18 protein-coding genes and 1 pseudogene are annotated in these 17,361 nt (G+C 68.0%); 9 read left to right on the top strand and 10 right to left on the bottom strand.

What is annotated here, in order from left to right:
- Nucleotides 1-119: 119 nt before the first annotated feature.
- The 4 genes from LI92_RS00925 to dnaA all read right to left on the bottom strand — a co-directional run bounded on the left by LI92_RS00925 (nucleotide 120) and on the right by dnaA (nucleotide 5,080).
- Nucleotides 120-698: a DUF721 family protein gene (locus tag LI92_RS00925; RefSeq protein WP_046315002.1), complete on the bottom strand. Its 579-nt coding sequence runs from the start codon at nucleotides 696-698 to the stop codon at nucleotides 120-122.
- Nucleotides 695-1,855 carry a DNA replication/repair protein RecF gene (gene recF / locus LI92_RS00920; protein ID WP_046315001.1) on the bottom strand — a complete coding sequence of 387 codons (1,161 nt, stop codon included), beginning with the start codon at nucleotides 1,853-1,855 and terminating at the stop codon, nucleotides 695-697. Before recF ends, LI92_RS00925 begins: the two co-directional genes overlap by 4 nt.
- Before the next feature lie 28 nt (nucleotides 1,856-1,883).
- Entirely contained in the window at nucleotides 1,884-3,080 is a 1,197-nt protein-coding gene (gene dnaN / locus LI92_RS00915; protein WP_046315000.1) for a DNA polymerase III subunit beta, read from the bottom strand.
- Between the two features lie 533 nt (nucleotides 3,081-3,613).
- Nucleotides 3,614-5,080 (bottom strand): chromosomal replication initiator protein DnaA, encoded by a 1,467-nt coding sequence (dnaA, locus tag LI92_RS00910; protein ID WP_046314999.1) that lies wholly within the window; start codon nucleotides 5,078-5,080, stop codon nucleotides 3,614-3,616.
- Nucleotides 5,081-5,698: 618 nt separating this feature from the next.
- Between dnaA and rpmH the strand changes: the two genes are divergently transcribed.
- The 9 genes from rpmH to LI92_RS00875 all read left to right on the top strand — a co-directional run bounded on the left by rpmH (nucleotide 5,699) and on the right by LI92_RS00875 (nucleotide 12,083).
- Nucleotides 5,699-5,842, top strand: a complete 144-nt coding sequence (gene rpmH / locus LI92_RS22100; RefSeq protein WP_082109479.1) for a 50S ribosomal protein L34 — start codon at nucleotides 5,699-5,701, stop codon at nucleotides 5,840-5,842.
- A 17-nt stretch (nucleotides 5,843-5,859) separates the two neighbouring features.
- Complete coding sequence (rnpA, locus tag LI92_RS00905; RefSeq protein ID WP_046314998.1) at nucleotides 5,860-6,243, top strand: ribonuclease P protein component; 384 nt, start codon at nucleotides 5,860-5,862, stop codon at nucleotides 6,241-6,243.
- Entirely contained in the window at nucleotides 6,243-6,557 is a 315-nt protein-coding gene (gene yidD, locus LI92_RS22095; RefSeq protein WP_082109478.1) for a membrane protein insertion efficiency factor YidD, read from the top strand. Before rnpA ends, yidD begins: the two co-directional genes overlap by 1 nt.
- 43 nt (nucleotides 6,558-6,600) lie before the next feature.
- Nucleotides 6,601-7,626: a membrane protein insertase YidC gene (gene yidC, locus LI92_RS00900; RefSeq protein ID WP_046315047.1), complete on the top strand. Its 1,026-nt coding sequence runs from the start codon at nucleotides 6,601-6,603 to the stop codon at nucleotides 7,624-7,626.
- Between the two features lie 56 nt (nucleotides 7,627-7,682).
- The gene (locus LI92_RS00895) at nucleotides 7,683-8,237 is read left to right on the top strand and encodes a Jag family protein (protein ID WP_046314997.1); all 555 of its coding nucleotides are present in this window, start codon (nucleotides 7,683-7,685) and stop codon (nucleotides 8,235-8,237) included.
- A gap of 71 nt (nucleotides 8,238-8,308) precedes the next feature.
- Nucleotides 8,309-9,025, top strand: a complete 717-nt coding sequence (rsmG, locus tag LI92_RS00890; protein WP_046314996.1) for a 16S rRNA (guanine(527)-N(7))-methyltransferase RsmG — start codon at nucleotides 8,309-8,311, stop codon at nucleotides 9,023-9,025.
- Nucleotides 9,022-10,053 carry a ParA family protein gene (locus LI92_RS00885; protein WP_082109476.1) on the top strand — a complete coding sequence of 344 codons (1,032 nt, stop codon included), beginning with the start codon at nucleotides 9,022-9,024 and terminating at the stop codon, nucleotides 10,051-10,053. The genes rsmG and LI92_RS00885 overlap by 4 nt, the downstream gene beginning before the upstream one ends.
- A gap of 69 nt (nucleotides 10,054-10,122) precedes the next feature.
- Nucleotides 10,123-11,121, top strand: coding sequence for a ParB/RepB/Spo0J family partition protein (locus LI92_RS00880; RefSeq protein WP_046314994.1), 999 nt, complete (start codon nucleotides 10,123-10,125; stop codon nucleotides 11,119-11,121).
- A 224-nt stretch (nucleotides 11,122-11,345) separates the two neighbouring features.
- Entirely contained in the window at nucleotides 11,346-12,083 is a 738-nt protein-coding gene (locus LI92_RS00875) for a hypothetical protein (RefSeq protein WP_046314993.1), read from the top strand.
- Nucleotide 12,084: 1 nt separating this feature from the next.
- On the opposite strand, the gene LI92_RS00870 is transcribed toward LI92_RS00875, so the two are convergent.
- The 6 genes and pseudogenes from LI92_RS00870 to LI92_RS00845 form a co-directional block, all read right to left on the bottom strand.
- The gene (locus LI92_RS00870; protein WP_046314992.1) at nucleotides 12,085-13,305 is read right to left on the bottom strand and encodes an N-acetylmuramoyl-L-alanine amidase; all 1,221 of its coding nucleotides are present in this window, start codon (nucleotides 13,303-13,305) and stop codon (nucleotides 12,085-12,087) included.
- A gap of 167 nt (nucleotides 13,306-13,472) precedes the next feature.
- The gene (gene trxA, locus LI92_RS00865) at nucleotides 13,473-13,802 is read right to left on the bottom strand and encodes a thioredoxin (RefSeq protein ID WP_046314991.1); all 330 of its coding nucleotides are present in this window, start codon (nucleotides 13,800-13,802) and stop codon (nucleotides 13,473-13,475) included.
- The gene (trxB, locus tag LI92_RS00860) at nucleotides 13,799-14,800 is read right to left on the bottom strand and encodes a thioredoxin-disulfide reductase (RefSeq protein WP_046314990.1); all 1,002 of its coding nucleotides are present in this window, start codon (nucleotides 14,798-14,800) and stop codon (nucleotides 13,799-13,801) included. Before trxB ends, trxA begins: the two co-directional genes overlap by 4 nt.
- 85 nt (nucleotides 14,801-14,885) lie before the next feature.
- The gene (locus LI92_RS00855; RefSeq protein ID WP_052740669.1) at nucleotides 14,886-15,395 is read right to left on the bottom strand and encodes an RsmA family anti-sigma factor; all 510 of its coding nucleotides are present in this window, start codon (nucleotides 15,393-15,395) and stop codon (nucleotides 14,886-14,888) included.
- 76 nt (nucleotides 15,396-15,471) lie between these two features.
- Nucleotides 15,472-16,044: an RNA polymerase sigma factor SigM gene (sigM, locus tag LI92_RS00850; RefSeq protein ID WP_046314989.1), complete on the bottom strand. Its 573-nt coding sequence runs from the start codon at nucleotides 16,042-16,044 to the stop codon at nucleotides 15,472-15,474.
- A gap of 90 nt (nucleotides 16,045-16,134) precedes the next feature.
- A pseudogene (locus LI92_RS00845) lies at nucleotides 16,135-17,361 on the bottom strand (murein biosynthesis protein MurJ); the annotation flags it as partial.

Raw genomic sequence — 17,361 nt, 5'->3', positions numbered from 1 at the left:
GTTTCTGCCCACCTGATTGCGCCGTGGCGTCCAGAACGCGGTTTGCGGCGTGTCCGGCCGCTGGCCGGAGCCAATTTTTTGCTTGTAGCGGCGCTCAGGCCGCGGATTCTGACCTGGTCTCAGCCGTAGGTGTCGCGGGGTCCGCGGCCCGAAACGTGTAACGGACCCTTGCGCCACGAGGGCGCGGTCGGCCCGGTTATCTTCAAGGTCTTGACCACGCCGTCGCCCACCGCCGCGGCGATCTTGGCCAGCAATTGGGCCTGGACCAGGCGTAACTGGGTCGCCCAGGCGGTGGACTCGGCGGAGACGCTGAGCACCCCGTCGGCCAGCCGCGTCGGTGTCGCGTGCGAGGCGATGTCGTCGCCGACCACCGAGCGCCACTGGCCGAGCACGGTGCCCTCGGCCACCTGGGCCGACCAGCCTCGAGACTGCGCCAGGTCGCGGGTGGCCGCACCCAGGACCTGCGGATCGCGAACATCGGGCCCGGGCCCGGACCAGCTGCGCCGGCCCCGGGCGGGGCCCGACGAGCTGCGGCGCAGTGGCGCGCGGCGGCCCTGACCCACGTCTTTGCCCTGGCTGCGGGCCGCTTCCCGGGCTTCGGCCAGGGTCCGGCGCACCAGATCCATTCCCTTGAGCCCGGCCAGGTGCGCCGGTGGTGACACCTCCGCGTCCTCGGGCGTCCCCTCGCCGGCGGTCATTGGCCCTGTCCGATCAACCCGGACATCCTGCCCTCATCGCCTTCGGTGACCTCGATGCGGATCTGACGCGCCTGCCAGTCGGCCGGAATGTCATCGGCAACGGCCGCGGTGATCAAGACCTGTTCGGCGCCGGCGGCGACACCGGCCAGCGCGCGGCGCCGTGCGGTGTCCAACTCGGCGAAGACATCGTCGAGTAACAGGACGGGTTCTGCCCCTTCGCCGCGCAGCAGCTCATAAGAGGCCAACCGTAGGGCCAACGCCATCGACCATGACTCCCCATGGCTGGCAAAGCCTTTCACCGGGCTTTCGCCCAGGCGCAACTCCAGCTCGTCGCGGTGCGGCCCGACCAGGCACACGCCACGGTCCAGCTCGGCACTGCGCCGGCGAGCGAGCTCGGCCAGCAATGCCTCTTGCAGGTCGGCCGGAGTCAGCAGCTGTTCGCCGAGGTTCACCTCGAGTTTCGGCCGGTAGGCCACCGCAGCGCTGCGGGTTCCGGGTGCCAGCAGTTGGTAGGCCTTTTCGACTTCGGGCGCCAATTGATTGACCAGCTCGATACGCGCGGCCATGAGTTCGGCGCCGTGCAGTGCCAGCTGGGAATCCCACACATCGAGGGTGTCGAGCACCGCCCGGTCGCCGCGGTGCAGCGCACCCGGCGCGCTCTTGAGCAGTGCGGTGCGCTGACGCAGCACTTTGTCGTAGTCCGCGCGCACCCCGGCGATCCGCGGGCGGCGCACACTGGCGAGTTCGTCGAGGTAGCGACGACGCTCGCCGGGGTCGCCGCGCACCAGGGCCAGGTCTTCGGGTGCGAACAACACGGCACGCAAGACGCCCACCACCTCGCGGGCGTGGCGCACCGGTGCCCGGTTCAGGCGCACCTTGTTGGCGCGACCGGCGGCGATCTCCAGATCGACAGCCAGTTCGCGGCCCTCGTTGACCACGATGGTCGAGACCACGGCGCGCGTGGCGCCCGAGCGGATCAGGGGTGCGTCGGTGGCCACCCGATGCGAACCCAATGTGGACGAATACCAGAGTGCTTCAACGAGATTGGTCTTCCCGAAGCCGTTGGGTCCGACCAGCACCGTCGCACCCGGTTCCAATTCGAGATCGACGTGCGCCCAGGACCGGAAATCCCGCAGGCCCAGATGGCGGACATACACCGAGAAACCAACCCCTCCCGTCGCCGAATCAGCCGGGCAGGCGGACCGGCATCAACAGGTATACGTAATCCGAGGGCACCGCCGGGAACGGGCCGGAGCCGATCAGTGCCGGGTCGTCGGCGCTGGCCGGGCGCAGCACTGCCGGCTTCTTCGGATCGGTGAAACCCATCGACACCTTTTCGCTGTGCAGCGAACTCAGGCCGTCCGTGAGGTAGGTGGGGTTGAACGCGATGGTCAACGGTTCGCCCACGAAGTCGATCGGCAGGTCTTCCTCGGCGCGGCCCACGTCCTCGGCACCGGCCGACAGCCGCAGCGTGCCCTCGGAGAGTTCCATGCGCACCTGGGCACCGCGGTCGGCGACCAGAGCCACACGCTTGATGGCCTCGGTGAGCTCTGCCACACCGATCGTGGCGACAGCCAGATGTTCGGAGGGCAACAGCTGGCGGAACTTCGGGAACTCGGCATCGAGCAGCCGCGTTGTGCTGCGCTTTCCGCCACTGGTGATGCCCAGCAGGCCTTCGTTGCCCACAGCCGAGCCGGCCCCCAGTGCCAGGTGCACCTCGTTGCCGTCGGTACTGGCCTTGGCCGCTTCGGCCAGGGTCTTCGCCGGAACCAGCACCGCGGCTTCGGTCCCCGGCGCGGCCGACCAGGTCAGCTCGCGCACCGCCAACCGGAACCGGTCGGTAGCAGCCAAAACAACTGTGTTACCGGAAATTTCGACGCGGATACCGGTCAGCATCGGCAGGGTGTCGTCGCGGCCGGCGGCAACGGCCACCTGGCTGATGGCCTCGGCGAACACGTCGGCCGACAACACCCCGGTCTCCTCGGGCAGGGTCGGCAGCGTGGGGTAATCCTCGACCGTCATCGTGGGCAGCGAGAATCGCGAATTTCCGCAGGTCAACGCCACCCGGGTGGACTCGACACTGACTTCGACCGGCTTGGCGGGCAGCGCCCTGGTGATATCGGACAACAACCGTCCGGAGACCAAAACAGCTCCGGGAGAAGCGATTTCAGCGGCCAACTGAACTTCCGCGGACACTTCGTAGTCGAATCCGGACACGGTCAGTCCATTGTCGGTGCCGGTCAGCAGCACCCCGGCCAGCAGCGGCACGGTGGGCCGGGCCGGCAGGGATTTCGCTACCCACGCCACCGCGTCAGCGAAGTCATCCCGGTCCAGGCGGAACTTCAAGTCGGTCAGACCCGCGTTCGTGGTCGCCGCGTCCATAGCGTCCTCTCGTCATCCCGATATCGAGCTCTACCCTGCGCCTGTCTGGTGAACACTCCCACCCGCGGCCGTGTAACGCCCCATGCCGAAGCGATAGAGCGGTAGGCCACAACCGTAGAGCCTGGCGCGCCTTCTTGAAAGTTAAACATCGACAGTTGGTGCACCGGGCAGGGACGTGCTGGCGCCGACATCACTCCCGTTGTGAACAGGCCCGCTGATGCCGAATCCCCAACGACCTGTTTTGAAAGAGAAACCAGAGATAACTCCCAGTATTAGTAGTAAGTCCTGTGGATAGTGGGTACAGCCGGGCATCGGTGCTGCTGGGCGGGGGCGGCGGGCTGGGGAACAGCGGTGAATGACACGCCCGGCGCCGGCGCCGCGACTGTGGATGACGGCGACGTTGTGTAGTTACCGAGCATCAGTGGGCCGACGATGGACATGTTGTCCGCAGCTGTATCCACAGGCTCGGAGCGTGACAGCTGGTACGCAAGGGTCCAAAGTTTTTTGTAAGCGGAGTGACGAGAACGGGCAGATCAGCGCTTGGCGCGTTGCCGGATCCGGGTGGTGAGCTCTTTGACTTGATCGAAGACCTCACGACGCTCGGCCATCTCACCGCGGATCTTGCGCTCGGCGTACATCACCGTGGTGTGGTCGCGGCCGAAAGCCTGGCCGATCTTCGGTAGCGACAAGTCGGTCAGTTCGCGGCACAGATACATGGCGATCTGGCGCGACTGGGCCAGGGGACGGGTCTTACCCGGGCCGCGCAGTTCCTCCACGGAGGTGTCGAAGTACTCGGCTATGACGGCCATGATGATCGCGGCGCTGATCTGCATGGTGCTGGCATCGGCGATCAGGTCGCGCAGGACGATCTCGGCAAGGGCCCGGTCGATCGGGGTCTTGTTCAGGGAGGCGAACGCGGTGACGCGGATCAGCGCCCCTTCGAGCTCGCGAATATTGCGCTCGATGCTGGTGGCGATGAGTTCGAGCACGTCGCCGGGCACGTCGAGGCGGTCCATCTGGGCCTTCTTGCGCAAAATGGCGATCCGGGTCTCGAGGTCCGGGGGCTGAACGTCGGTGATCAAGCCCCATTCGAATCGGGTTCGCAGCCGATCCTCGAGCGTGGCGAGCTGTTTGGGCGCGCGGTCGGACGTGATCACAATCTGCTTGTTGGCGTTGTGCAGGGTGTTGAAGGTATGGAAGAACTCCTCCTGGATACCTTCTTTACCCTCGATGAACTGGATGTCGTCGACGAGCAGCACATCGATGTCGCGGTAGCTGCGCTTGAACGCAACTTTGCGATCGTCGCGAAGCGAGTTGATGAAGTCGTTGGTGAACTCTTCGGTGGAGACGTACTTAACGCGCATTCCGGGGAAGAGCCGCTGGGTGTAGTTGCCGGCCGCGTGCAGCAGGTGGGTCTTGCCCAGTCCGGACTCGCCCCAGATGAACAGGGGGTTGTAGGCGCGGGCCGGGGCTTCGGCAATGGCCAGGGCGGCGGCGTGCGCGAAGCGGTTGGAGGTACCGATAACGAACGTGTCGAAGGTGTAACGCCGGTTGAGGCTGGCCCCGTCAGCGGTCGGGGAGTCGTCGCTGGGGCGTTCGGTGAAGTAGTTGGGCCAGTCGTATTCGACGTCGGTGGTGTCGTCGTCTTCGTCCTCGGTCCGGGTTTCGGTGCCGGTGTCGGATGCGGCAGGAGTCGGATCCTCGACCGGCTGCGGCGCGATCCGCACACCGAGCTCGACCTCGTGGCCCAGACGCCGGCAGAGCGCGTCGGTGATCTGCGTGCGCAGATGCCGTTCGATCTCGTTCTGCACGAAGCTGTTGGGAACGGCCAACAGCGCGAAGCCCTCGACGATGGCCAGCGGGTGGACCAGTTTGAGCCAGGCCTTCTGCTGGGGAGTCAGCGCCGGTGCGGAACCGTTGGATGAGGGCGCGTCGCCGTTGAGTTCGGCTACCACCTCGTCCCAGAGACTGAGGAACGCAGATCCGGGGTCCTCACTCAAAGCCCCATCCCCCTGGTTCGACGCCGTCCGGTTGGCACCGTGGTGCGCGGGTGCCGTACCGGGTCATGCTATCCACACAGTTATCCACAGATGTGGATGAGGTGCGCATTCCGCGGTGAGGCCCCCTGGGCCGGTTGCTCAGCAACGGACACTCCAGACAACAGACGCGATATCTGAAGCGTGATCCGCTTCTTGATCTTCGGTTCGTGGTCGAAAAACCGCTCCGGTAGCGAAACGGCGCTGGCAAGCAAGTTAACAGGTTTCGGAGTGTAGGACTACTCCTTTCAGTCAGATGATTCAAAGGAAAATTGCTGTCTCGCGGCGAGTCGATACGCGTGTGACCACTGTGAATATTGGGCCGCTGAAATGTCGGGCCGAACTGGCGGCCGGGGATGCCACAGGGCAGGGTTTGACCCGGCGAACGCGCATCAGTACCCTCGAACAGTCGCCCGAACGTCGGCGATACGGCAGCGATCGGCCACTGGCCGGAGCCCGCGCCGGTTACGAGCAAGACGCAGAAGTTCACCGAGCTTACCGAGTGCGTCGCGTGCGGCAGGCACATCGGGATTCCGGTGTGTCGGGCAGGCGCGACGCAAGACGCAACAAGGAGAGTGTGCCGTGGCCAAGGGCAAGCGGACCTTCCAGCCCAACAACCGTCGTCGGGCCCGTGTCCACGGGTTCCGTCTGCGGATGCGGACCCGTGCCGGCCGGGCCATCGTCACCGCCCGGCGTCGCAAGGGCCGCAGCTCGCTGACTGCCTGAGCACAGGCAGTTCGGCGGTGCTCCCGGCTCAACACCGGATGAGACGATCGGCCGACTTCGGTGCGACGGTCAAACATGGCCGACGGGCAGTACAGCCCGACCTGGTGATCTATGACCGGCGGACCGAACCTACCGAGACGTCGACGCCGGATGCCGCCACCCCAACTCCGCCCCAGGTGGGCTTGATCATCGCCAAGACGGTCGGGTCCGCCGTCGAGCGGCACCGGGTGGCGCGGCGTCTGCGCCATGTGGCCCGCACGCTGTTGGCGGACCTGCAACCCGACGAGCGGCTGGTGATCCGGGCACTGCCCGGCAGCAGGGATGCGACTTCGGCGACGCTGGGTGCCCAGCTGCGCGCCGGCCTGCAATCGATCCGCCGGACCGCCGGGACGGTGCGCTGATGCACGGGATCGCGGTTGCGCCGGTACGCGGACTGATCTTCCTCATCCAGCTGTACCGCAATATGGTCTCGCCGCTGCGTCTGCCGAGCTGCCGATTCATGCCGACCTGCAGCCAATATGCGGTGGACGCCCTGAGCGAATATGGATTGATTCGGGGAAGCTGGTTGGCAGTGGTACGGCTGGCCAAGTGCGGGCCGTGGCATCAAGGCGGTTGGGACCCTATTCCCGAGCGCTCCCAGGGCGCTGGCGAGGGCTGCTGCCCTGGCGAGAACGCCTCTCAAGAACGAGCGGAGGGTGAATACGGTGTCCTTTGATCCGGGCAGCCTGGACTACGTTTACTACCCGGTGTCGGGCATTATGTGGTTGTGGTACAAGGCTTTTGGCCTTCTGCTGGGACCGGCGAACTTCTTTACCTGGGCCTTGTCGGTGGTGTTCCTGGTGTTCACGCTGCGGGCACTGCTGTACAAGCCGTTCGTGAAACAGATCCGGACCACCCGGCAGATGCAGGAGCTGCAACCCCAGATCAAGGCCCTGCAGAAGAAGTACGGCAAGGACCGCCAGAAGATGGCGCTGGAGATGCAGAAGCTGCAGCGTGAGCACGGCTTCAACCCCATCCTGGGTTGCCTGCCGATGCTGGCTCAGGTCCCGGTGTTCCTGGGTCTGTTCCATGTGTTGCGGTCGTTCAACCGCACCAGCACCGGGATCGGCCAGCTCGGTCTGTCGCCGGATCTGAACCGCCAGCTGGGCAACTACTTCTTCAGCGCCGAGGACGTGGGCAACTTCCTGGACGCGAACCTGTTCGGGGCACCACTGGGCGCGACGATGATTCAGCGGACCGGCCTGGACGCCTTCGCCGAATTCAACCGGGTGTCGGTGATCGCCGTCGGGGTGCCGATCATGCTCGCCGCCGGCATCGCCACCTACTTCAACAGCCGGGCCTCGGTGGCCCGGCAGAGTCCGGAAGCCGCGGCCAATCCGCAGACCGCGATGATGAACAAGCTGGCGCTGTACGTGTTCCCGCTCGGCGTGGTGGTCGGCGGCCCGTTCCTGCCCCTGGCGATCATCTTGTACTGGTTCTCCAACAACATCTGGACCTTCGCGCAGCAGCACTACGTCTTCGGGTTGATCGCCAAGGAAGACGAGGCCAAGAAGGAGGAGGCGTTGCGCCGGCGTGCCGCCAACGCCCCGGCTCCCGGAGCTAAGCCGAAGCGGACGGCCCGGGCGGCAACTGCCGATGCCCTTGAAGCCGAAGCGCCTGAGTCCGATGTGCCCGAGCCGAAAACCGGTGGCAGCGCGGATGCGGTGAAACGCAACCCGGGCCGCCCCGCTGCACGGGGCGGACGCCCCGGCGCAGGAGCCAAGCCGAAGAAACGCAAGCGGTAAACCACCGCAACAAGCCAACCGGTGCAGATGAGCCGCCGGACACGGAGGGAGACGAGATGACTGACACGACGGATTCGGACACCACGGAGCGCGAGGCGACGCCGGAGACCGAGGCCCAGGAGGGTAACGCCGCCCCCGCGGTGGACCTGGAGGACCGCCTGGTGGCCGAAGGCGAGATCGCCGGTGACTACCTGGAGGAGCTGCTCGACCTCCTGGACTTCGACGGCGACATCGACCTCGATGTGGAGGGCCGGCGTGCGGTGGTCAGCATCGACGGCGGCGCGGATCTGACCAAGCTGGTGGGGCGCAAGGGCGAAGTGCTCGACGCCCTGCAGGAGCTGACCCGCTTGGCGGTGCACCAGAAGACCGGCGAGCGCAGCCGGCTGATGCTCGACATCGCCGGTTGGCGGCGCCGGCGCCGGGACGACTTGACGGCACTCGGCGACGAGGTGGCGCGGCGGGTCTTGGAGACCGGAGCCGATGAGGAACTGGCCCCGATGAGCCCGTTCGAACGTAAGATCGTCCACGATGCGGTGGCCGCCGTTGCCGGCGTGCACAGCGAGAGTCAGGGTGTCGAGCCGTCGCGCCGGGTCGTGGTTCGGCGCGACTGACGAGGCTTCAGGGCAGGGAATCACATCCGTGTGATTCCCTGCCCGCGGTTCATTCCCGGGAAGCCGGAGGAATGTTTCACGTGAAACATGTCGAGGGAGCACCGGCACCGGAACCACCCCCGGCGGCGGCCGAAGTCTTCGGCGACCGCCTGCCCCTGGCCCGCCGATACGCGGCGCTGCTGGCCGGCGCCGGTGTCGAACGGGGCCTCATCGGTCCCCGCGAAGTGGAGCGGTTGTGGGATCGGCATCTGCTGAACTGCGCGGCGGTCGGCGAGCTCCTCGAGGCGGGGGAGCGCGTTGCGGACATCGGGAGCGGCGCCGGGTTGCCGGGAATCCCGGTGGCGATCGTGCGTCCCGATATCGCGATGACGTTGGTGGAGCCCCTGCTGCGCCGCAGCGAGTTTCTCCGGGAGGCCGTCGCCGAGCTGGATTTGGCCAACGTCGACGTCGTGCGTGGCCGCGCCGAGGACCGGTCCGTTCGGGACGAGGCCGGCGATCGCGACGCCGTCTTGTCGCGGGCGGTCGCGAGTCTCGACAAGATCAGCCGATGGAGCTTTCCGCTGTTGCGCGGCGGCGGGCGAATGCTCGCGATGAAGGGGGAGCGAGCCCAAGCCGAGGTGGACGAGCACCGTGCGACCATGGCGGGACTAGGCGCGAAGGACGTAAGGGTGGTGAGATGTGGCGTGAACTATTTAACCCCGCCCGCGACCGTAGTGGTGGCGCTGCGGGGCGAGCCCACCCGGGCTCGGAGGGGCGCGACGCGACGGGGAACCAGGAGGCAGATATGAGCAGACCAGTCCCGCCGGATGTCACGCCGCGGCCGTCCGCCAAGGGCGCGCGGCCCGCCCCCGCCGCGGTTTCACGTGAAACATCGGGCGCCGCGGTTTCACGTGAAACATCGGGCGCCGCGGTTTCACGTGAAACATCGTCGGACTTCGTCGACACCCCGATCGGAGCCGCTGCCGAGCGCGCCATGCAGGTGCTGCACACCAACAACAGATTGCCCCGGCCCCGGCGTCGGCGGGTGTTCACCGTTGCAAACCAGAAGGGCGGCGTCGGCAAGACCACCACGGCCGTCAACCTCGCCTCCGCCCTGGCGGTGCAGGGAATCAAAACCCTGGTGATCGATCTCGACCCGCAGGGCAACGCCAGCACCGCCCTGGGCATTGCGGACCGCAAGTCCGGCACGCCGTCCTCCTACGAAGTGTTGATCGGCGCCATCCCGGCAGCCACCGCACTGCAGCAGAGTCCGCACAACGAACTGCTGTACTGCATCCCCGCCACGATCGACCTGGCCGGCGCGGAGATCGAACTGGTGAGCATGGTGGCGCGGGAGAACCGCCTCCGCAACGCCCTGGCCGACCTCGACCGCTTCGACTTCGACTACGTCTTCATCGACTGCCCGCCCTCCCTGGGCCTGCTGACCGTCAACGCGTTGGTCGCGGCGCCGGAGGTGCTGATCCCCATCCAGTGCGAGTACTACGCGCTGGAGGGGGTCTCGCAGTTGATGCGCAACATCGAGATGGTCAAGGCACACCTCAACCCACGGCTGGCGGTGACCACCGTGCTGCTGACCATGTACGACGGGCGGACCAAACTGGCGGATCAAGTTGCCGACGAGGTCCGCCGGTACTTCGGAGACCGGGTGCTGCGCACGGTGATCCCGCGCAGCGTCAAGGTCTCGGAGGCACCGGGATACAGCCAGACGATCATCGAGTACGACCCCGGCTCAAGGGGAGCCATGAGCTACCTGGACGCCAGCCGGGAGTTGGTCGAGCGGGATCTGGCGGACGGCCACGGCGGGGGCAGGCAGTGACCCGCCTGCTGGACCGAGCCACCGAGGAGTCAGCCACCGTGGGCACAGGGATAGGGAGGAGCGCCACCGATGACCGGACCGTCGCGTAAGAAAGGCGGCCTGGGCCGCGGCCTGGCCTCGCTGATCCCGACGGGACCGGGCGAGGGCAGCGACGCACCGGGCGACCGGGCAGCAGGCCTGGGCCCGCGTATGGGCGATGCGGCCGCGGACGTCGTCCTCGGCGGCCTGGGCACCGCAGCGCCGTCGGCAGCGCCGGATGTGGGAGCGGTCTACCGGGAGATCAGGCCGGCCGACATCGAGCCCAACCCGCGCCAGCCCCGGCAGGTGTTCGACGACGAGGCGCTCGCGGAACTGGTGCACTCCATCCGGGAATTCGGCTTGATGCAGCCGATCGTGGTCCGGGAGGTACCGGGCTCGTCGCGCTACCAGCTGGTGATGGGGGAGCGGCGCTGGCGTGCGTCGCAACAGGCAGGTCTGGAGACCATCCCGGCTATCGTGCGGGAGACCGAGGACGACAACCTCCTGCGCGACGCGCTGCTGGAGAACATCCACCGCGTCCAGCTCAACCCCTTGGAAGAGGCGGCGGCCTATCAGCAATTGCTGGACGAGTTCGGGGTCACCCACGACGAGTTGGCGACACGCATCGGACGCTCTCGTCCCTTGGTGACGAACATGATCCGGCTGCTGCGGCTGCCCATCGCGGTGCAGCGCAGAGTCGCCGCCGGGGTGCTGTCGGCCGGGCACGCGCGGGCGTTGCTCTCCCTGGAGGGGGGAGCCGAGGCTCAGGAGGAGCTCGCGGCGAGGATCGTGGCCGAGGGGCTGTCGGTGCGCGCCACCGAGGAGGCCGTCACCCTGGCCAACCGTGCGGGGCCCGCGAACCCGGTCGCGCCGCGGCGCAAGCCGATCCAGATGCCCGGCCTGCAGGACATCGCCGAGCGGCTGTCGACGACCTTCGACACCCGGGTGATGGTCAGTTTGGGCAAGCGCAAGGGCAAGATCGTGGTCGAGTTCGGGTCGGTCGACGACCTGCAGCGCATTGTCGAGATGATGGACCGGAAAACCTCTTAAGGCCGTGATCCGCCAACGTGCAGGGCTACCGGGCCGTTACGTCACTGTGACGGTACGGCGATCCCGGAACCGAGGTGGCTTCCAATGATGTTGAAGGACAGCAGCTTTCGATTTTTCCAGGGGGCGGCCGGCCAAAGGGCACCGAGGGTGGCATCCGGCGGCTCGTCCCTCCTATCCTTAAAGGGCTGTCGTGGGCGACAGCACGGGTTGAGACCGGGAGTCCAGTGTCTGTCCGAATCGCACCCCTGAAGCTGGAGGGTTTCGAGCAGCTTCCCAAGCACGCACGGCGCTGCGTCTTCTGGGAGGTGGATCCGGCGACCCTCGGCGGCGACGAGCACCTGTCGGACCCGGAGTTCGAGAAGGAAGCCTGGTTGTCGATGGTGATGCTGGAGTGGGGGACCTGCGGCCAGGTGGCCACCCCTTCGGCCGCCGCACGCGGCATCGCCGACCCCGCATGTCTGGGCTACGCGCTCTACGCGCCCCCGCGCGCCGTCCCGCGTGCGCACCGGTTTCCCACCGGGCCGGTTTCCGCCGACGCGGTGCTGCTGACATCGATCGGGGTCGATCCGGCTCCGCTGGCCGACGGGCTGCCCCGGGAACTGATCGCCCGGGTGGTCGAGGAGCTGATGCGGCGAGGGGTCCGCGCACTGGAGGCCTTCGGCCGGACGCCGGAGGTCTCGGAGCTGCTGGACACCGCGAGCGCACCGCCCGACGTGGCGCCGGTGTTGGAAGCGGTCGGTGACTGCTCAGTCGAACACTGCATCATCGCCGCGGATTTCCTGACCGATGTCGGCTTCACCGTGGTGGCGCCGCACCGGTACTTTCCCCGGCTTCGCTTGGAACTCGACAAGGGCCTGGGTTGGAAGGCGGAAGTCGAAGCCGCGCTCGAGCGGTTGCTGGAAAGCGCGCGGCTCGAGGCACCGATCGGCGCGTGCGCGCCGGCGTCGGGGAGTGCGGTTTAGGTCAGGAACCGCCGAGTTGGCCGGTCCGCTCCACCGACAGCTCGTGGGCCAGTAACTCGGCGAAGGTGAAGGTTCCGGTGGGCCGGTCGTTCTTGCCGAGCAGATACAGTCGCTTGACCGCGGCCAGGATGCCTTCGGCGATGGCGTCGCGGGTGGCGGGGGAGGCCAGCATCGCGCGATCACCGGGACTGGTGATGTAGCCGACGTCCAGCTCGACGGTGGGCATCCGGGTCAACCGCAGCAGGTCCCATGTCCGGCCGTGCGCGCGGCAGTCTTGTAACCCGGTGCGGGCCACGATCTCTCGCTGAATGAAGTCAGCCAGATTACGGCCGATGGTGGACACCGAACCATGCGAGTTGCCGAAGTGGAAAGACGCCACCCCGTTGGCCGCCGGGCTGACGTGGGTGCCACAGCGCAGGCTGATCATGAGGTCGGCGCCCACGGCGTTGGCGGTGGCCGCGCGCTCGGCGTCGGAGGGATTGCGGCCGCTGGGGCGGGACAGGAAAGTGTCCATCCCGATGGCCGTCATCCGGCCTTCCAAACGGCTTGCCAAGTCCCACAAGATATCTGCTTCACTGATCGGACCCGACGGCGTCTGGGTGATCAGCCCGTGATCCCGGCCGCCGCGGCCCGGGTCGATCACGATCCGCTTCCCGGACAGCCGGGGGCCCGAGCGTCGCACCAGTTCCTCTTCACGGATTGCATGCGGCGAACCGCCACTCACCCGGGAAGCCAGGAAGTTCAAGGAGCGCAACGTCTCCGGCCCGCAGATGCCGTCGGCGTACAGGCCGTACTCACGCTGGTAGGACATCAGGGCGTTGTGCGTCTGGATGCCGAAATAGCCGTCCACCAGACCGGTGTAGAAACCCAGATCCTGCAGCCGGGCTTGCAGCGTGGCGACATCGTCGCCGTACATCGGAGCCCCGAACTGATGATTGAGGATGCGTGCACCCAGGCGGTAGGACGCCTCCTTGAGTGCCCGGTAGGTGGCCTCGCCGATCACCCCGTCCACCAGCAGACCGCGCTGTTGCTGGAAGGCCCGCACCGCCTGGTCGAGTTCGGCGTCGAAGACGTCGAGCGCCACATGCTTGCCGGTGCTCAGGTCCGCGTCGGGGCTGTCCACGAGGCCCAGGGCGGCAAGCGCCGCCCGGATCTCCACCACCGCGCCGCTACGGTCGCCACGACGCAGGCCCTCTTGGGCGCCGCGATGCCGACCCGACATTACTGAGACCCTCCGGTTGTCGCTGTTGGCACTGGAGCCGCCGCTCATGTTGCCAGCACGTTAGCGAAAATTGTCTCAGATCCCCGGGCAATTTTCGAAAACGGAGCGGCCACAAACGGGCCTACAGAGCGCAGCCTCACAAGCAGGCCGGGCAGTGCCCGACGTCGCTAGGTGGCGTCGGCAAGCTCCCGCAGCAGCGCGGCCTTGCCCTTGGCGCCGACGATCCGCTTCACCGGCTGGCCGTCCTTGAACAGGATCAGGGTGGGGATCGACACCACGTTGAAGTCCCGCGCGGTGTTGGGGTTGGCGTCCACGTCGAGTTTGGCGACGGTGAGCTGGCCGGCCTGCTCGGCGGCGATCTCCTCGAGTACCGGGGCCACCATCTTGCAGGGACCGCACCAGGTGGCCCAGAAGTCCACCAGCACCGGTTTGGTGCTGGCCAGCACATCGGCGGAGAAAGTGGCGTCGGAGACGGTTACCGTGCTGTGGTCGGTCATCGTGTTGCTCCCGTCAGGGTCTCGGTACCGGTGTCGTGGGCATCTGCTGCGTCGGTGTCGTCATGCGATTCTGCCAGCCAACGTTCGGCGTCGATGGCGGCCGCGCAGCCCGTTCCGGCGGCGGTGATCGCCTGCCGGTAGGTACGGTCCACCAGGTCGCCGGCCGCAAACACGCCCTCCACCGAGGTGCGCGTGCCGGGCTGCTGGACCAGGACGTAGCCGTCCGCGTCCAGCTCGACGGTGTCACGCACCAGCGCCGAGCGGGGGTCGTGGCCGATAGCGACGAACACGCCGGTCACCGGCAGGGTGGTCTCCGCACCGCTGAGGGTGTCGCGCACCCGCAGGCCGGTCACGGTCTGCTCGCCTTCCACCGCGACGGGAACGCTGTTGGTCAGGAACCGGATCTTGTCGTTCTCGCGGGCGCGGGCGAGCATGATCTTCGAGGCGCGGAACTCGTCGCGGCGGTGCACCAGGGTCACACTGCGGGCGAAGCGGGTCAAGAAGGTGGCCTCCTCCATCGCCGAGTCACCGCCGCCGATCACGGCGATGTCCTGGTCACGGAAGAAGAAGCCGTCGCAGGTGGCACACGAGCTCACCCCGCGGCCCAGCAGCTCCTGCTCGCCGGGGATGTTGAGGTAGCGGGCGGCGGCGCCCATGGCCAAGATGACAGCCCGGGCCTGCAGGGTCTCGCCGTCGGCGGTGACGACGGTCTTGACCGGACCCTCCAGATCGACCGACTCGATGTCCTCCATCCGCAGGTCGGCGCCGAAGCGCAGGGCCTGCTCACGCATCTCGTCCATCAACTCCGGGCCCATGATTCCGTTGCGGAAGCCGGGGAAGTTCTCCACTTCGGTCGTGGTCATCAGGGCGCCGCCGAACGCGGTCCCCTCAAACACCACCGGGGCCAGCTGCGCGCGGGCGGCGTAGATCGCGGCGGTGTACCCGGCCGGACCCGAGCCGATGATGATCACCTGGTGGGTGGAGGGTGTCTCAGACATCGATGGCCTTTCCGCTGGGATCGGGTTTCACGGGCTTGCAACGTCAGCGTAGGCGGCGATTGTTCCCGAACCGCTGGGGCCGGGCCTAGGGGCGCCGCACGGTGGTGTCGGCCAGCAGGCCGGTGTCGACCGAACTGCAGTGCGGCGCCACCGCCAGCGCGTTGATCGTGCCGGGTGCTGTACCCGCAAGCAGCAGCACCACCCCGGGGCGACCGTTGATGGTGATCTCGCGGGCGCCCAGCACCGGGGTGGAAGCCGGATAGCCCAAACCGGTCAGGCAGCCCGCCCGGCGCGCCGGATCGGCAAGCGGACCGTACTCGGGGCGGCGGTCCAGCAGTTCGAGGATCTCCGGTTCCGACAGCGGCAGGACCGCGGTGGGTGCGGACTCCACCGTGATGGCGTCGAACGAGCGGCGCCCGCTGGTGGTGTCGCCGGGGAACCGCACCAGGGCGGCCGTGCCGAGCCCGACGGCAAGCACCGCAGCGATGCCGCCGACCCAGGCGGCGATCCGGTTGAACCGGGGCAGGGGCCGGCTCGCGTGCGCCGGTGGTCCACTGTGGCCCCGGGGCTGTTCCTCACCCGCTTCGACTGGCATGCCGCGGCTTCCGCTCGTTGTCGTGTCGTCGCGCACCGTCGTCGCGCCGACCTGCTGACCCCCTCGGGCGCCAAGGTTATCCGCCCGTCGGGCCTGCGCACCGCAGCGCCGGGTCCAGCGGGGCGGACCGTTCCAGCAGCGCGGCCAGCCGGGCCCGTCCGCGGGCGCAGCGACTCTTGACCGTTCCCGGAGCCACCCCGAACGCCTGCGCGGCGTCGGCCACCGAATAGCCGTGCATGTCCACCGCGATCACCGCGGCCCGCTGGGCGGCCGGCAGCCGGCGCAACGCGGCACGCACCAGCAGCGCGGTATCGACCTGTGCGGTGCCATCGCCGACGGTGGCGTGGCCGGCGAGCAGTTCGATGTGGGTCACGGGGTGCCGGCGCAGCCGGTCCAGGCAGGCGTTGACCACGATGCGGTGCAGCCAGCTGCCCACGGCGGCGTGGTGGCGAAACGACCCGGCCGCCCGGTGCGCGGAGAGCATGGCCTCCTGCAGGGCGTCCTCGGCCTCCTCGGGGCAGCCGGTGGTGAGCCGGGCCAGGCGGCGCAGCCGCCGATGGTGGCGCCCGTAGAGCTCGCCGAAGGCGTACGGGTCCCCGGCGACATGCGCGGCCAGCAGTTCGGCGTCACTGCGCTCCGGGTGGCCCATGGGCCGGACAGTAATCAGCGGCGACCCGGTCGGCACTTCACCCGATCACCTTGTCCACAGGCACCGGGTGGGGGCGCGGACGGCGACCGGCTAGGACGCCGCCTGCACGGTGATCTCGGAGATCTGCGTGCGGCTCTCCCCACCGGTGTTGCCCATCGTGGTGATCCAGACCAGCAGGTTCGACGTCGGGGTGGCCGAGTCGGCGGTGATCTTGTTGGAACCGGGGTGCAGCGTCTTCGCCGGCGCCAGCAGGGTGGTGTCCTCCAGCCGCGACGGTTTGGGTGTCGATGCCGAGCGCAGCTCGACCCGGGTGCCGGTGCTGGACACGTACAGCGAGACGCTGCCGATCACCGTGGGGCTGGGCAGCTGCAGGATCAGGCCCACGCCGTTCTTGAAGTTCGGGAAGGGCACCGGATCGGAGTAGGTGTCGGTGGACCAGGCGGTGGCCGGGTCCCCGTCGATCGCCAGACCGGCGTCCTGGGGCCGGTCGGCCTCGCCGCCGGGCGAGAACACCGTCGCCTGTATCGGCTTCACCACACCACTGGGCCCGGCTGCGCCGGGCAGGGCCGACGCCGACGGGCTGCTCAGGCCCAGTTCGGTCTTGTCCAAGCCGTTGACGTCACCGAAGATGCGGTTGAGCACCGAGGCCAGCACCAGCAGCGCCACCAGGATGACGGCGCCACCGATGCCCAGTCCGATCAGCACCCGCCGGCGCCGGTCGGCGCGGGTCTCGTCGTCCGGCGGCGCGGGGGCCGGGCGGGGCGGCTCGTCGGCGACCGGGCCCAGCAGCTCGGTCTGCTCGTGCAGGGCCGTGGCCTGCTGCAGCAGGTTGGACAGCGTCGAAGCGCCACGGATCCCGCCGTCGGGTGCGATGGCATGACTGGCGGCCGCGGCGATCTGGAAGGGGATGTCCGGGTTGATCGCGTCCGGCGGGATCGGGTTGCCGTGCTCGTCACGGTCGGCCGGTTGCAGGCCGCCTTCGGAACCCGTCCCGGCGTCGGCCAACGGCCAACGGTTGACCAGCAGTGCGTAGAGGGTGGCCCCGATTCCGCGAATGTCGTCCTCGGGTTTGGTGTCGGGCAGGGTGGCAGGGAAGGCCAGGGTGACGTCGCCGTCGATGCTGACCCGCACCCGCGCCGGGTTGTCGATGGACAGGGCCACGCCGTTGTGGTGGGCGGCTTCGGCGGCGCCGGCCAACGATCGGATCGCGCGGCCCGCGCCGACCGGTGACGGCGCCGTACCCGCGACCTCCTGCAGCGAGGCGCCCCGCACCCATTCGGAGACCACCAGTCCGCCCGCACCGACGCGCACCACGTC

It is taken from the genome of Mycobacterium sp. UM_Kg1 (assembly GCF_000972925.1).
Classification (GTDB): domain Bacteria; phylum Actinomycetota; class Actinomycetes; order Mycobacteriales; family Mycobacteriaceae; genus Mycobacterium; species Mycobacterium hiberniae.
This window is presented reverse-complemented; position numbering and strand designations above follow the sequence as displayed.

Bases quoted from the DNA above. Each gene is read 5' to 3' on its own strand.
- LI92_RS00855 (WP_052740669.1), bottom strand. From the start codon at position 15,395: ATGCCAGTCGAAGCGGGTGAGGAACAGCCCCGGGGCCACAGTGGACCA.
- yidD (WP_082109478.1), top strand. From the start codon at position 6,243: ATGCACGGGATCGCGGTTGCGCCGGTACGCGGACTGATCTTCCTCATC.
- LI92_RS00885 (WP_082109476.1), top strand. From the start codon at position 9,022: ATGAGCAGACCAGTCCCGCCGGATGTCACGCCGCGGCCGTCCGCCAAG.
- LI92_RS00870 (WP_046314992.1), bottom strand. From the start codon at position 13,305: ATGTCGGGTCGGCATCGCGGCGCCCAAGAGGGCCTGCGTCGTGGCGAC.
- trxA (WP_046314991.1), bottom strand. From the start codon at position 13,802: ATGACCGACCACAGCACGGTAACCGTCTCCGACGCCACTTTCTCCGCC.
- rsmG (WP_046314996.1), top strand. From the start codon at position 8,309: ATGTTTCACGTGAAACATGTCGAGGGAGCACCGGCACCGGAACCACCC.
- trxB (WP_046314990.1), bottom strand. From the start codon at position 14,800: ATGTCTGAGACACCCTCCACCCACCAGGTGATCATCATCGGCTCGGGT.
- sigM (WP_046314989.1), bottom strand. From the start codon at position 16,044: ATGGGCCACCCGGAGCGCAGTGACGCCGAACTGCTGGCCGCGCATGTC.
- LI92_RS00895 (WP_046314997.1), top strand. From the start codon at position 7,683: ATGACTGACACGACGGATTCGGACACCACGGAGCGCGAGGCGACGCCG.
- dnaN (WP_046315000.1), bottom strand. From the start codon at position 3,080: ATGGACGCGGCGACCACGAACGCGGGTCTGACCGACTTGAAGTTCCGC.
- yidC (WP_046315047.1), top strand. From the start codon at position 6,601: ATGTGGTTGTGGTACAAGGCTTTTGGCCTTCTGCTGGGACCGGCGAAC.
- LI92_RS00880 (WP_046314994.1), top strand. From the start codon at position 10,123: ATGACCGGACCGTCGCGTAAGAAAGGCGGCCTGGGCCGCGGCCTGGCC.
- LI92_RS00925 (WP_046315002.1), bottom strand. From the start codon at position 698: ATGACCGCCGGCGAGGGGACGCCCGAGGACGCGGAGGTGTCACCACCG.